The sequence below is a fragment of the Butyrivibrio fibrisolvens genome, assembly GCF_037113525.1.
Lineage (GTDB): Bacteria > Bacillota > Clostridia > Lachnospirales > Lachnospiraceae > Butyrivibrio > Butyrivibrio fibrisolvens.
This window is the reverse complement of record NZ_CP146963.1, coordinates 3,277,578-3,290,855: the sequence shown is the minus strand read 5'-3', so window position 1 is coordinate 3,290,855 and position 13,278 is coordinate 3,277,578. Positions and strand designations below refer to the sequence as shown.

Annotated in this window: 12 protein-coding genes and 1 pseudogene; 12 read left to right on the top strand and 1 reads right to left on the bottom strand. The window is 41.1% G+C overall.

All coding sequences use genetic code 11. The features are described from left to right. Positions 1 to 88: 88 nt before the first annotated feature. The 3 genes and pseudogenes from WAA20_RS13705 to lgt form a co-directional block, all read left to right on the top strand. A pseudogene (locus WAA20_RS13705) lies at positions 89 to 181 on the top strand (Maff2 family mobile element protein); the annotation flags it as partial. A 174-nt stretch (positions 182 to 355) separates the two neighbouring features. Then, entirely contained in the window at positions 356 to 1,453 is a 1,098-nt protein-coding gene (ychF, locus tag WAA20_RS13700; RefSeq protein WP_073385453.1) for a redox-regulated ATPase YchF, read from the top strand. Between the two features lie 13 nt (positions 1,454 to 1,466). After that, positions 1,467 to 2,495 (top strand): prolipoprotein diacylglyceryl transferase, encoded by a 1,029-nt coding sequence (gene lgt, locus WAA20_RS13695; protein ID WP_073385452.1) that lies wholly within the window; start codon positions 1,467 to 1,469, stop codon positions 2,493 to 2,495. 157 nt (positions 2,496 to 2,652) lie between these two features. On the opposite strand, the gene WAA20_RS13690 is transcribed toward lgt, so the two are convergent. Then, positions 2,653 to 3,255, bottom strand: a complete 603-nt coding sequence (locus WAA20_RS13690; RefSeq protein WP_073385451.1) for a zinc ribbon domain-containing protein — start codon at positions 3,253 to 3,255, stop codon at positions 2,653 to 2,655. Between the two features lie 149 nt (positions 3,256 to 3,404). Here WAA20_RS13690 and WAA20_RS13685 point away from each other — a divergent pair, with 149 nt between their 5' ends. The 9 genes from WAA20_RS13685 to WAA20_RS13645 all read left to right on the top strand — a co-directional run bounded on the left by WAA20_RS13685 (position 3,405) and on the right by WAA20_RS13645 (position 13,179). Next, positions 3,405 to 3,791, top strand: a complete 387-nt coding sequence (locus WAA20_RS13685; RefSeq protein ID WP_073385450.1) for a helix-turn-helix transcriptional regulator — start codon at positions 3,405 to 3,407, stop codon at positions 3,789 to 3,791. Between the two features lie 273 nt (positions 3,792 to 4,064). Beyond that, the gene (gene mraZ / locus WAA20_RS13680) at positions 4,065 to 4,502 is read left to right on the top strand and encodes a division/cell wall cluster transcriptional repressor MraZ (protein ID WP_073385607.1); all 438 of its coding nucleotides are present in this window, start codon (positions 4,065 to 4,067) and stop codon (positions 4,500 to 4,502) included. A 14-nt stretch (positions 4,503 to 4,516) separates the two neighbouring features. Next, on the top strand, positions 4,517 to 5,470 hold the full coding sequence (gene rsmH, locus WAA20_RS13675; RefSeq protein ID WP_073385449.1) for a 16S rRNA (cytosine(1402)-N(4))-methyltransferase RsmH: 954 nt from the start codon (positions 4,517 to 4,519) through the stop codon (positions 5,468 to 5,470). A 41-nt stretch (positions 5,471 to 5,511) separates the two neighbouring features. Next, the gene (locus WAA20_RS13670; protein ID WP_073385448.1) at positions 5,512 to 5,964 is read left to right on the top strand and encodes a cell division protein FtsL; all 453 of its coding nucleotides are present in this window, start codon (positions 5,512 to 5,514) and stop codon (positions 5,962 to 5,964) included. A gap of 113 nt (positions 5,965 to 6,077) precedes the next feature. Next, positions 6,078 to 8,411 (top strand): penicillin-binding transpeptidase domain-containing protein, encoded by a 2,334-nt coding sequence (locus WAA20_RS13665; RefSeq protein ID WP_073385447.1) that lies wholly within the window; start codon positions 6,078 to 6,080, stop codon positions 8,409 to 8,411. Positions 8,412 to 8,500: 89 nt separating this feature from the next. Continuing rightward, positions 8,501 to 9,475 carry a phospho-N-acetylmuramoyl-pentapeptide-transferase gene (mraY, locus tag WAA20_RS13660; protein ID WP_073385446.1) on the top strand — a complete coding sequence of 325 codons (975 nt, stop codon included), beginning with the start codon at positions 8,501 to 8,503 and terminating at the stop codon, positions 9,473 to 9,475. An 85-nt stretch (positions 9,476 to 9,560) separates the two neighbouring features. Next, positions 9,561 to 10,919, top strand: a complete 1,359-nt coding sequence (gene murD, locus WAA20_RS13655; RefSeq protein WP_073385445.1) for a UDP-N-acetylmuramoyl-L-alanine--D-glutamate ligase — start codon at positions 9,561 to 9,563, stop codon at positions 10,917 to 10,919. A 78-nt stretch (positions 10,920 to 10,997) separates the two neighbouring features. After that, entirely contained in the window at positions 10,998 to 12,161 is a 1,164-nt protein-coding gene (locus tag WAA20_RS13650) for an FtsW/RodA/SpoVE family cell cycle protein (protein ID WP_073385444.1), read from the top strand. Further along, on the top strand, positions 12,154 to 13,179 hold the full coding sequence (locus tag WAA20_RS13645) for a cell division protein FtsQ (protein ID WP_167562652.1): 1,026 nt from the start codon (positions 12,154 to 12,156) through the stop codon (positions 13,177 to 13,179). The genes WAA20_RS13650 and WAA20_RS13645 overlap by 8 nt, the downstream gene beginning before the upstream one ends. Positions 13,180 to 13,278 lie beyond the last annotated feature (99 nt).

Below are 13,278 nucleotides of genomic sequence, written 5' to 3'. Positions count from 1 at the left end.
AAGGAGATATTTGATTTTAGGTAATGGAATTGACATTCAGTATGGTGGCTTAGATTTAATAGGAAATGAGGCTATAATAAAAAGAGTATGGGGCGTTGTAAACCTCCTTGAAGGGTATGGCAATGACAACCCTGGCGCTAAGTCACAGGGAATGAAGCAGCTCATGGCTGGTGGTGTATGAAAGTTGTCACTACACGTTTTTACAAATCCGTCCTGACATGGTAATATATATTCGCTGTGTCAGGGCTTTTTTTATGTCATAATAGATAAATGGTGCCCGGCGTGGTACTCGGTATAACAAGCTGAGATAACAAATGGCTTAAATAAAGCATTTTTAGAAGGAGATACATAGAAAATGAAACTAGGAATCGTAGGTTTACCAAACGTAGGTAAGTCAACACTTTTCAATTCACTTACAAACGCAGGAGCACTTGCTGCAAACTATCCATTTGCAACAATCGACCCTAACGTAGGCGTTGTAGCAGTACCGGATGAGAGAATCAAAAAGCTCGGCGAGTTATATAACACTAAGAAGGTTACACCTGCAACAATCGAATTCGTTGATATTGCCGGTCTTGTAAAGGGTGCATCCAAGGGTGAAGGCCTTGGTAACCAGTTCCTTGCCAATATCCGTGAGTGTGATGCTATTGTTCACGTTGTAAGATGCTTTGAAGATACCAATGTGGTTCACGTTGACGGATCTGTAGATCCTGTTAGAGATATAGAGACTATCAATCTTGAGCTTATTTTTGCAGATCTTGAGGTACTTGAGAGAAGGATTGCCAAGACTACCAAGACAGCTCGTATGGATAAGGAAGCAGCTAAAGAGCTTGACCTTCTCAACAAGATCAAATCTGTTCTTGAAAACGACAAGCTCGTTAAGGATATGGAAGACCTTACTGATGATGAAAGAGCTCTTCTTAATACATATGACCTTCTTACATCTAAGCCTGTTATCTTCGCAGCTAACGTTAAGGATGAAGATCTTGCAGATGACGGCGCTTCTAACCAGTATGTTCAGGCAGTAAGAGAGTGGGCATCTAAGAATAACAGTGAAGTATTCGCGATCAGCGCTCAGATCGAGTCTGAAATTGCAGAGCTTGATGATGAAGAGAAAAAAGAATTCCTTGCAGATCTTGGACTTACAAAGTCTGGTCTTGATAAGCTTATCGAGGCAAGCTATAGAACGCTTGGTCTTATGAGCTTCCTTACTGCTGGTGAAGACGAGTGCAGAGCCTGGACTATCAAAGTTGGCACTAAGGCACCTCAGGCGGCAGGTAAGATCCATACTGATTTCGAGAGAGGATTCATCAAAGCTGAAGTTATCAACTATCAGGATCTTCTTAACGAAGGATCACTTTCAAATGCCCGCGAAAAAGGCCTTGTAAGAATGGAAGGAAAAGAGTATGTCGTTCAGGACGGCGATGTAATCCTTTTCCGTTTCAACGTTTGATCGGGAGATTATTATGCCTAATATTATGGATGAAATGTCCATTGCATTCCCTCATCTGGGAGTTTATTTAAAATATGTTCCCAAGAGCTTTACTGTATTTGGTTTTACCGTAGCCATGTACGGACTCATTATTGGAATAGGAGTTTTGTGTGGAGTATCACTGGCAGCGCACGTTGCCAAGATGACCAAACAAAACCCAGACTGGTACTGGGACCTTGCAATATACCTCCTTATCTTTTCCATAATGGGAGCAAGACTCTACTACGTAATATTCGCATGGGATTATTACAAAGATGATCCTATTCAGATATTAAATATAAGAAATGGCGGCCTTGCCATATACGGCGGCGTAATAGTTGGATTCATAACCCTTGCCGTATACGTTAAGGTTAAGCATAAAAGCTATAGGCTCATGGCTGATACCGGAGTCTTCGGCGTTATCATGGGACAGATAATAGGAAGATGGGGAAACTTCACTAACCGTGAAGCCTTTGGCGATTACACCGATTCCCTCTTTGCTATGAGAATCCCTGAAGCTATGGTCAGATCAGGCGAGATAACAGCTAAGATGCAGGCTCATATGTCGGATGCGACCAACTTCATTCAGGTTCATCCAACATTCCTGTATGAAAGCTTATGGAACGTAATGATTCTGACCCTCATGCTCTTATATGTAAAGCATAAAAAGTTCCATGGAGAAGTGGCCCTTTTATATCTTGGCGGTTACGGATTTGGAAGAGCCTTGGTCGAATCATTAAGAACCGACCAGCTCCACCTTCCAGGAACAAACTTACCAGTATCCCAGCTCCTTGGCTTCACGTTATTCGCACTGGCACTTATCACTGACGTAGCAGTCCGCATCTACATGAAGACTAAATCCTACGAGATCCTTCCTTTAGATGAAGTGATCAACGAGAAAGTAATACTTGATATGGAAGCTGAGGCTGAAAACAAAGAAGATGCCGAAGGTAAGGACGAGGAAGAAAACGAAACTGAAGAAAAGCTTGAAGATAATACTGAAGACGATACTGAAACTAAGTAAGATAAAGCCTGATAAGCAACAAAAATTTCAACTAAAAACCTCTGCAACTGCCAACTAACATGGTATTGCAGAGGTTTTATTTATTCATTCGTCGTAAAAGGTGCTTTTGACACCTACATCATTATATAGATAAGTACATGAGATTATCTGGGAAGAATTAATCTTTTTTCAGATGAAATAAGACTTTGGTTCCTGTTCCGTCTGAAATATAGTATATGTTGGGATCGATTTCTCTTGCCCACAAGAAAAGAGGTGGTACCCAGAAACAAGCTATGTATAATTCGACTTTTAAAAAGGCAATGTAGCCTTTGAGTGCACACAGAAGAACTGCTTTGATTTTGTTTCCGGTAATATGCTTTTTAATTGGTATTATTGACGGAAGCATGAAAAGCAATGACACTGCTGCATAAGGCAGTGATGCCAAAATGATTGAAAGTGCGTTGGAAAAATCGAATTTCGGATCAAAGATACAGCATACACCGAACACGAAACCTGTAATACTTGCTAAAACCGCACCTACGCCAAAAGAAGTCATGAAGCATGCAAAGCCTGAGCACAAGCGTTGTGGTGCATTTACAGGACTTAGATTACTATAAATATCAGGCTGTATGGCATTGCTTGATGCATTATAGCTGTTTGCTCCTGTGAACTGAGTTACTGTTGGCTGGATTTTTGGAGCATTTCCATTTGTTGTTGCTCCGCATGAGCTGCAGAATGCTGCTCCGTCTGAAATTTGCGTTCCGCAATTTTTACAAAACATTTTTTTCCTCCCTTAAATAAAACTTTTTTGCGTTAACGTGCATAATTGTAGCACAAAAGTATAGCTAAGACTATAGAAATATTCTAATAGAATATTATTCTGATATATTAAGAACTATAGAATTAAGACATGTTGAGGGGGTATTCTTCATGTCTAAAACTCAGGATGATAAGAATAAATCAGACGGTTACGGCGATCACGATACAGCTTCACTGGATTACAAAGCTATAGGATTAAAGATAAAGAGCAGAAGAAAGGCTCTTGGGATAACACAGGAACGTGTTGCTGATAAGCTTGGAGTTAATGTTACACATGTTAGCAACATTGAGTGTGCAAACTCGCATCCGTCGTTATCACTGCTGATAAGGATAGCTTCTATATTGCGATGTAGTGTGGACCAGTTTATAGGTTCGGAGTATAGATACGAAGTATCCAAAGATCAGTCAATAGAAGATCAGCTGAATCAGAAAATTCAAAGACTCAGTGGTGAAGAAAAAGAGATTCTAAGTAAAATGTTAGATGGACTTATAAAGTAAAGATTCCTGTAAAAGGGAGTCTTTATTTTTTTGTTGAAAAATTTTAATCAGCCAAGCCCTAGTTTTTATCTACTTTTAAACCGTTTTGGAATATCCCTCCACTTTCCTCCACGCCATATTTATATTGAAAATGATAAATTTTTGTAATAAAATGGTGGCAGGTGGAGAAAAGTGGTGGAAAAGTATTAAAAAGTGGTGAATCTTTTCCGATATATGTAATGAACCACAGTTGTAGTTTTTTTAGCAGCTTAAAAGGCGCTTAGGTAAATGCGAATGTTAACTGGTGAATACAGCCATTCAATTGATGCTAAAGGGCGTCTCATCATTCCTTCTAAGATACGTGATGAACTCGGTGAGCAGTTCGCAGTAACGAAGGGGCTTGATGGGTGTCTTTTGCTGTATCCGGAAGACAGTTGGGAAGCTTTTACCATGAAACTGCAGTCACTACCTTCATCTAACAGCAAGAGCCGTAAACTTCAACGTTTCTTTCTGGGCGGTGCACTTGTAACTGAGTTTGATAAGCAGGGACGAATCCTTCTTCCCGCTAATCTTCTTGAATTTGCAGGAATGCAGAAAGAGGCAGATGCAGTGGTTGTCGGCGTAGGCAATCATGCAGAGATTTGGAGCAGCAGTAAGTGGGAGGAGAATAACTCCTTCGATGACATAGAAGATGTTGCTGAAGAAATGGGTAATATGGGTCTTGATTTCTAAATTGGAGGCATGGCTTGGAATTTAAGCATACATCCGTACTTCTTGACGAAGTGATCGATAATCTGAATATTAAACCGGATGGTATCTATCTGGACGGGACACTTGGAGGAGCAGGACATTCTTCGCATATCGCGGAGAAACTGACTGCCGGCGGACATCTTTATGGAATAGACCAGGATGAGGATGCTATAGCAGCTGCGACTAAGCGTCTTGAACCTTTCAAAGACAGAGTCACAATAATCAGGGATAATTATGAGAATGCTGTAGCAAGGCTTAAAGAACTGGGCGTTACCGGCGTTGATGGAATCCTTATAGACCTTGGAGTTTCATCTTATCAGCTTGATGCTGCAGACAGGGGATTTAGTTACAAATATGATGCTCCTCTTGATATGAGGATGGACAGAAGACAGTCACTCACAGCCAAAGAGATAATCAATGAATGGCCCGAGACTGAGATCTATCACATAATTAGAGACTACGGCGAAGATAAATTCGCCAGAAATATAGCAAAGCATATTTGTATAGAACGTGAGAAAAAAGCGATTGAGACAACAGGCGAACTTGACAGAATAGTCCACGAATCTATACCTGCCAAGATGCGTACCAAAGGAGGTAACCCCAGCAAACGTACCTTCCAGGCAATAAGAATTGCCTGCAACAGAGAACTTGATGTTCTCCAGGATTCGCTGGATGGTATGATTGATTTTCTCAATCCCGGTGGAAGATTTTGCGTAATAACCTTCCACTCTCTTGAAGACCGCATCACCAAGGTCAACTTCAAGAATAATGAAAATCCGTGCACATGTCCTCCGGAATTTCCGGTATGTGTATGTGGCAAGAAATCTAAAGGCAAAGTAATAACAAGGAAACCTATTCTTCCTAGTCAGGAAGAACTCGATAATAATACAAGATCTGCAAGTGCAAAGCTTAGAGTCTTTGAAAAAGCAGTCACAGTAGACGAGAAATAACATGGTCATCCTGAGGGCACACCTTAAAAGGAGGCGCTGATATGAACGAGAGATACAGATACGATTACAATACAGAATATGCTGACGGCAACACTGTCCGCAGACAAAGAGGCAGACAGGATCAGGAGATATTCCGTGAAGTAAAGGGCGGCAAAAAAAGACGCAGAAGACACATGTCTTTTGGCTACATGCTCTTCCTTTGCGTAGCTATGGCAGCAGTAGCTATTGTTGCTACAGGATATGTTTCACTTAGAATGCAGATCACAAACAGCGTCAATACTATTTCTACCCTTGAGAGCCAGCTTAATGAACTTAAGCAGGAGAATGACGAGAAATATAACAAGGCAAGCAGCGATGTTGACCTTGATGAGATCAAAAGAATTGCTATGGAAGAATATGGCATGACATATGCTGATGAGAATCAGATCGTAACATACTCCGACGAGGGCGGTGATGATTACGTAAGACAGAACGAAGAGATTCCTCAGAAATAGGATTTGTGATATCATAGTTCTTTGGGAACGCCGGGCAGATGAAAAGTTTGGCCGGCGTTTTTCATAGGGAGAAAAGTTTTTTTCCAAAAAGAAAAAATGTAATTGGGGTCAGAATGAAAGAAAAGAAAGAGCAGCGCTTTACCTGGCGCATGAAGAAAAAACTTCGCGTCATGTTCGTATGCATGATGCTTATATTTGCAATTCTTTCTGCAAGACTTGTTTCTATTACAAGAGATAACGGGGCAGATTATGAAAAACAGGTCCTTTCGCAGCAGGAATATGATTCGGTGACACTTCCTTACAGGCGTGGCGAGATACTTGATAAGAACGGAACTGTTCTTGCTATGAGCCAGAAGGTTTACAATGTAATCCTTGATACAAGGGTTCTTCTGGAGCACAAGGATGCGGTTGAACCTACTATCAAAGCCATTGCCGCACAGTTTGGCGACTATACGGATGAAGCAACAATCAGAACTTACATAAGTAATAATCCTTCATCTGCTTACTATATCATTGCAAAAGAGCTCCAGTATGACCAGATAGCTCCCTTTCAGGCATATATGACTCCGGGAAGCGGAGATTACAATGCCAATATTCAGGGAGTTTGGTTTGAGGATTCTTATGTAAGATATTATCCTAACGGCAATTTTGCGTGTGATGTAGTAGGATTTACGACCAAAGATAATCAGGGCCAGTACGGACTTGAAGAATATTATAACGATGAACTTAATGGTACTTACGGAAGAGAGTACGGATATCTTGATACAGACTCTAACCTTGAGCGTACAACTATATCTGCTGTAGACGGTAATAGCATTGTCACAACTATTGATGGCAATATTCAGAGTATTGTTGAGAAGTACCTTCTCGATTTTAATGAGACTTACAAGGATGCCTACCATGAAGGTAACGCAGCAGAAAATGTCGGCTGTATCGTAATGGACGTTAATACGGGTGAGATCCTTGCCATGGCAAGCTACCCTAATTATGACCTTAATAACACAAGAGATACATCAGCTCTTCTTGGAATGAGAATGGTTGATGAAAGCGGTAATAAAGTCGATCTTGCAGCTGAAACAGGCGGATATATCAATGAGACCAATCTGGCTGCAATGTCAAACACACAGCTTCTTGCCAACTTTAATGCGCTTTGGAAAAATTACTGCATTTCCAGTACTTACGAGCCTGGTTCAGTATATAAGCCATTTACAGTTGCTACAGGACTGGACAGCGGATGTCTTACAGGTAATGAAGTATATACCTGTGAAGGATCACTCTATATAGGTGACTATAAGATCAAATGCCATAACAAATTTGGTGATGGTCAGGTATCTGTATCAAGAGCTGTAGAGATTTCCTGTAACGTAGCTCTCATGCAGATGGGACAATCAATAGGATCTGACACATTTGCAAGCTACCAGCATGCTTTTGGCTTTGGACTTAAGACTAATGTAGACCTTGCAGGTGAATCAAGAACTGCAGGACTTGTCTATACTGCAGATACTATGGGACCTACAGAGCTTGCGACCGGCACTTTCGGCCAGGGCTTTAATGTTACCATGATCGAGACTATAGCCGGTTTTGCCTCACTTATAAATGGCGGATATTACTATCAGCCACATTTTGTAAGCAAGATCGTATCTCCAAGCGGAGCTACAGTTAAGACTATCGAACCAAGGATCATCAGACAGACTATTTCAGAATCTGTATCAGATAAAATAGTCAGCTACTGTAATCAGGTTGTTGCAGGTTCTGAAGGTACAGGTAAGACTGCAAGACCAGCAGGATACATGATAGGTGGTAAGACAGGAACAGCGGAGACTATTCCGAGAGATAAGACCAACTACGTTGTTTCCTTCATGGGATATGCTCCTGCAAATGATCCTAAGATAGCGATCTATGTAGTTGTAGACAGGCCTAATACTCAGTATCAGGATGATGCCAAGTTTGCTACAAGAATAGTAAGAAAGATCCTTACAGAAGTTCTTCCATATCTTCATTATCCAATGACTGAGCCTCTTTCAGAGGAAGAGCAGGCTGAGCTTGATGAGCTTAACATGAGCGGATATGCTACACAGTCGCAGGAAGATCAGACAGCAACCTACGATTCCATAGAAGATGGAAACGCACCGGAGAATGCTGATGATTCAAATGTCGATGAACTTGATGAATCTCAGATAGGTTCTGAAGGAGTGCCTATGGAAGACGGCACGACTGAAGATGGAACTTCAGGTGATGGAAACTCTGAAGAAGGAAGCGATGATGCGGCTTCAGAAGGAAGCACAAGGATCTGGGAGACATTTGACGTTGACCCTGAGACGGGGTATTATATTGACCCGAATACAGGCGAATTGATCGACCCTGAAACCGGTAATACAGTTGGAGGCGGAGAGTCATCTCTTCCTGATACAACTGCTAATGAGCCGGCAGAAGGCGACGGACCGTAAAAGTAGCATGCTTTGAGATCTGTAAGATCAAAGCTGCGCTTATATACGGCGTTCGATAAGTTCGTTAATAGTTTTGGGAGATGCTAATTATGACTAATGAAATTTTGTTCAAATACCTTGTAGGACCTGTGCTTTGCGCCTGGATCCTGGCCCTGATCGCAGGTAAGATCATCATTCCGATCCTTAAGAGCCTTGGAATCAAGGACTCAGAAAGAGAAGAAGGCCTTGAGTCTCATAAGAAAAAAGCTGGAACACCCCTTATGGGAGGAATCATTTTCCTTCTTCCCATGCTCATCGTAACTATTCCATATGCGATCAAGACTCCTAAGCTGTGGGCAGTTTTGATCCTGACCTTTGGCTTTTATATCGTGGGTTTTATAGATGATTACATCAAAGTCGTTATGCACAGAAACCTCGGCCTTCGCGTATGGCAGAAGCTTCTTTTGCAGTTTATCGTAATGGTCGTGTTCGTATTTTTTGTAAATGCCTTTATTCCGGACTTTTACAATATGTACATCCCGATTGTGGGTAAAGAGATAAACCTTGGACTTTTCAACATCCCGTTCCTTTTCCTTGTAGCCCTTGCTACAACTAACGGAACCAATTTTACAGACGGTGTTGACGGCCTTTGCGGATCAGTTACAGCAGCAGTTGCAACATTTTTTATCATCGTAGCAATGCTGACAAACTGCGAGTTATCACCTGTTAGCGCAGCACTTCTCGGCGGCCTTCTTGGATACCTTTATTACAATGTATATCCCGGCAAGGTTTACATGGGAGATGGCGGCTCACTTGCAATCGGCGGCTACGTAGTAGCAATAAGCTACCTTACAGGCCTTACACTCTGGATTCCGATCGTTGGAATCATCTACGCAGTAGAAGTAATCTCAGTTGTGCTTCAGGTAGGTTATTTCAAAATTACTCATGGCAAAAGAATCTTCAGAATGGCCCCTATCCATCACCACTACGAAAAAGGCGGCTGGTCTGAGACTAAGGTAGTTAACGTGTTTACAACAGTAACAATTATCGCATCGCTTATTGGCCTTATGGCTATTAAATGGTGATCCAAAGCTCTTGGCTTTTCTAAAAGAAAGATCTTAAGAAAATTGATCTTATTTGGATATTTAAGTTTTTATGGAGGATCTATAAATGGATTTAAAGGATAAAAAAGTACTCGTTATAGGAACGGGCTTATCCGGTATCGGCTCAGCACACCTTCTGTGTAATGCAGGAGCATGGCCGATTCTTCTTGATGAAAATGAAAAAACAAATGAAGCTGATGTTAAAGCTAAGCTTGAGCATGACGCAGATAACGTTAAAGTAGTTATTGGAAAGCTTCCTGAAGATCTGGCAAAAGAGATAGTGCTTGTAGTACCAAGTCCTGCAGTACCGCTTGATACAGATACTATCAAGTCTTTTACAGACAGAAATATTCCTGTATGGAGTGAGATCGAGCTTGCTTACAACTTTGCAAAAGGTAAACTCATCGCCATCACAGGTACAAATGGCAAGACTACAACTACAACACTTGTAGGCGAGATAATGAAGGCATATTTCAAAGATGTCTATGTTGTAGGTAACATCGGACATTCATATGCCCTTGAAGCTCAGAAGATGACTGATGATAGCGTAACAGTAGCTGAGATCAGTTCTTTCCAGCTTGAAGCTGTTGAGAATTTCCATGCTAATGTATCAGCTATACTTAATATCACACCTGATCACCTTAACAGACACCATACAATGGAGAACTATGCAAGGTGTAAGGAGAACGTTACAGTTAACGGTACATCAGAAGATACCTGTGTACTTAACTATGACAATGAGTATACAAGAGAGTTTGCAAAGAACTGTCCTTCTAAAGTGGTTTTTTTCTCATCCCATGAAAAGCTTGAAAAGGGCTTCTACCTTGATGGTGAAGAGATATATCTTGCAGGAGATTCAGAGCCTGTACGTATCATGAACATTCATGATATGAACCTCGTGGGACTTTGTAATGTAGAAAATGTTATGGCAGCGATCGCCATGGCTATGGCAATGAAAGTGCCTATGGCTACGATCCTTAGAGTAATTCATGATTTTAAGGCTGTAGAACACAGAATAGAATTCTCCGGAACCAAGAACGGAGTTGATTATTATAACGATTCAAAGGGAACCAACCCTGATGCGGCTATTCAGGGAATCAAGGCTATGAGTAAGCCTACATTCCTTATTGGCGGCGGATATGATAAGGGTAGTGAATATGATGAGTGGATAGAGGCTTTTGACGGTAAGGTCAAGGAACTGGTACTTATCGGTGCAACTGCTGATAAGATCGATGCTTGTGCAAGAAAGCATGGTTTTACAGCTATCCATCACGAAGACTCTTTTGAAGGAGCTTTGAAATATTGCACAGAAAATGCTGAGCCGGGAGATGCAGTACTTCTTTCACCTGCATGTGCAAGCTGGGATATGTTCCCGAGTTATGAAGTTAGGGGCAAGATGTTCAAGAATTACGTCAATTCGCTTTGATAATACTTATTGTAGTGAAATGTGATTTTTAGAATTAATAGGAAGTTGCTGTTTATTACCTATGGAGGGGGACTACTTATGACAGATGCGCAAGAAAGAGTAAGAGCAAGATTTAAAAAGACCTATTATGTCAATTATGGTCTCATTTTTATAGTGCTGTTCCTACTTGTATTCGGACTTATTATGCTTCTGTCTACGAGTTCCTATGAAGCAAATCTTAAGTACGGAAATGCATGGTACTTTTTTAACAGACAGGCCGGATCTACGGCATTTGGACTTGCCGTAATGTTGTTTATATCTTTCTGGCCTAACTATAAGATATATAAACGTTTTACGATCGTTGCGTATGCGGGTGCATGTGCTGCACCCTTTCTTGTAAAGACTTCGCTTGCTTACTCTGCAAACGGTGCGACCAGATGGGTCAGGATCTTCGGCGTATCTGTTCAGCCGGCAGAGGTCAGCAAGCTTCTGATGATAATATTCCTTGCGGGATTCGTCTCGCAGCTTGGTAAGCAGGTTTCCACAAGGAGAGGATTCTGGATAACTCTTGGAATGTCAGTTGTTCCTGCTTTTCTGGTTTATTCACTAACAAGAAACCTTAGTTCTGCACTTATTATTGTATGTATAGCAGTAGCGATGCTGTTTGTATCCTGTCCCGACTATAGAAGATTTATAGTCCTTGGAGCTGGAACAGCTGGTATTGCGGCGCTTGCTATATCCTATGCAGTATCATCATCAACAGACAGCATGAACTTCAGATTCATGCGTATTCTGGCCTGGCTTCATCCAGAGCAGTATGCAAGTGGAAAAGGTCACCAGACCATTCAGGCTCTGTACGCCATTGGATCAGGCGGACTTTTTGGTAAAGGACTTGGAGAGAGTATGCAAAAGCTTGGCTTCTTGCCTGAAGCTCAGAACGATATGATCTTTTCTATCATATGCGAAGAACTTGGACTGTTTGGAGCCATCGCTATCATGATCATGTTCATGCTCCTTATATGGAGACTTAAACTTGTTGCTGATTCTACAACGGATATGTTTGGAGCACTTCTTGTGATCGGCGTTCTGGCGCATGTATCCATTCAGGTTATCCTTAACATTGCCGTTGTTACCAATACTATTCCTAATACCGGTATCACACTGCCATTTATCAGTTTTGGCGGCTCCGCGGTGGTTATGCAGCTGGTAGAGATTGGAATAGCATTAAATGTATCAAGGATATCTTCTGCCGAGTATGAGTAATATGACAAAGAAAAAGAGAAGACACCCTCAGGGAGCATATGCTGCAGGTCGGAGCCAGGCAGTAAGAGCTTCATCAGGGAGAACTTCGTCAGGAAGATCTTCATCGGTAAAAAGTTCATCAGTAAGGCCTTCATCAGTAAGGCCTTCATCAGTAAGAAGTTCATCAGGAAGATCTTCATCGGGAAGACCACAAAAAGAAAGTGCTGTTTCTCCTGTGAAGAGAAACAGGAAAATAATTGAGCCTGCATTCAGAAAGCCTAAAAAACCAAGGCTCTCACCTCTTGAGATGCTAAGACTTCACAAGAGCATACTGATCCTTGTGTTTACTATAGGATTGATAGTTTTGTTGGGAATAGGGGGAATTCAGTACGTAAGGTCTCATTACAGAGTTAAGACTGCAAATGTAGTCGGCAATACATACTATACTGATGAAGAGATTCAGGATATGGTAATGAACGGTATGTTTGCACATAACTCCCTGTATCTGAGCTTCAAATACCATAACAAGTCTATCGTTAATATACCTTTTATAGAAAAGATAACAGTGGATATAAAGTCTGCTGACACTATCGATATCCGTGTATATGAGAAAGCGTTGGCAGGATGTATTAGTTATCTTGAGAACTACATGTATTTTGACAGAGAAGGAATAATTGTTGAAGGATCGTCCGAACTTTTGGAAGGAGTCCCTGTTGTTAAGGGTCTTAAGTTTGACAGCGTCGTTTTGTATGAGGCACTTCCTGTTGAAGACAAGAGTGTATTCTCTGAGATACTCGATCTGACGCAGCTATTGTCCAAATATAGTCTGTCGGCAGACCAAATGTATTTTGATAAAGGGTATAATGTGTATCTTTATTTTGACAATATTGAAGTTGCAATAGGTTCTAAGAAAAATATTGACGAAAAAGTGATACAATTACCGTATATACTTCCATCTCTGGAAGGTAAAAAGGGAACGCTTCATCTTGAAGACTATGATGAAAATACTGAATCAGTCAGATTTGAAGAAGCGTCATAAATTCAAGCCAAATTAGCTGATATTATTAAAAATGACAGTTGCTAAAAACCCAAAAAAATCGTATGATATATAAATGGTAGGGTTTTAAAACTGGACGTG

Coding starts and splice junctions, on each gene's coding strand:
- ychF (WP_073385453.1), top strand. CDS start 356: ATGAAACTAGGAATCGTAGGTTTACCAAACGTAGGTAAGTCAACACTT.
- WAA20_RS13645 (WP_167562652.1), top strand. CDS start 12,154: ATGAGTAATATGACAAAGAAAAAGAGAAGACACCCTCAGGGAGCATAT.
- WAA20_RS13650 (WP_073385444.1), top strand. CDS start 10,998: ATGACAGATGCGCAAGAAAGAGTAAGAGCAAGATTTAAAAAGACCTAT.
- WAA20_RS13665 (WP_073385447.1), top strand. CDS start 6,078: ATGAAAGAAAAGAAAGAGCAGCGCTTTACCTGGCGCATGAAGAAAAAA.
- WAA20_RS13670 (WP_073385448.1), top strand. CDS start 5,512: ATGAACGAGAGATACAGATACGATTACAATACAGAATATGCTGACGGC.
- WAA20_RS13690 (WP_073385451.1), bottom strand. CDS start 3,255: ATGTTTTGTAAAAATTGCGGAACGCAAATTTCAGACGGAGCAGCATTC.
- WAA20_RS13685 (WP_073385450.1), top strand. CDS start 3,405: ATGTCTAAAACTCAGGATGATAAGAATAAATCAGACGGTTACGGCGAT.
- lgt (WP_073385452.1), top strand. CDS start 1,467: ATGCCTAATATTATGGATGAAATGTCCATTGCATTCCCTCATCTGGGA.
- murD (WP_073385445.1), top strand. CDS start 9,561: ATGGATTTAAAGGATAAAAAAGTACTCGTTATAGGAACGGGCTTATCC.
- mraY (WP_073385446.1), top strand. CDS start 8,501: ATGACTAATGAAATTTTGTTCAAATACCTTGTAGGACCTGTGCTTTGC.
- mraZ (WP_073385607.1), top strand. CDS start 4,065: ATGTTAACTGGTGAATACAGCCATTCAATTGATGCTAAAGGGCGTCTC.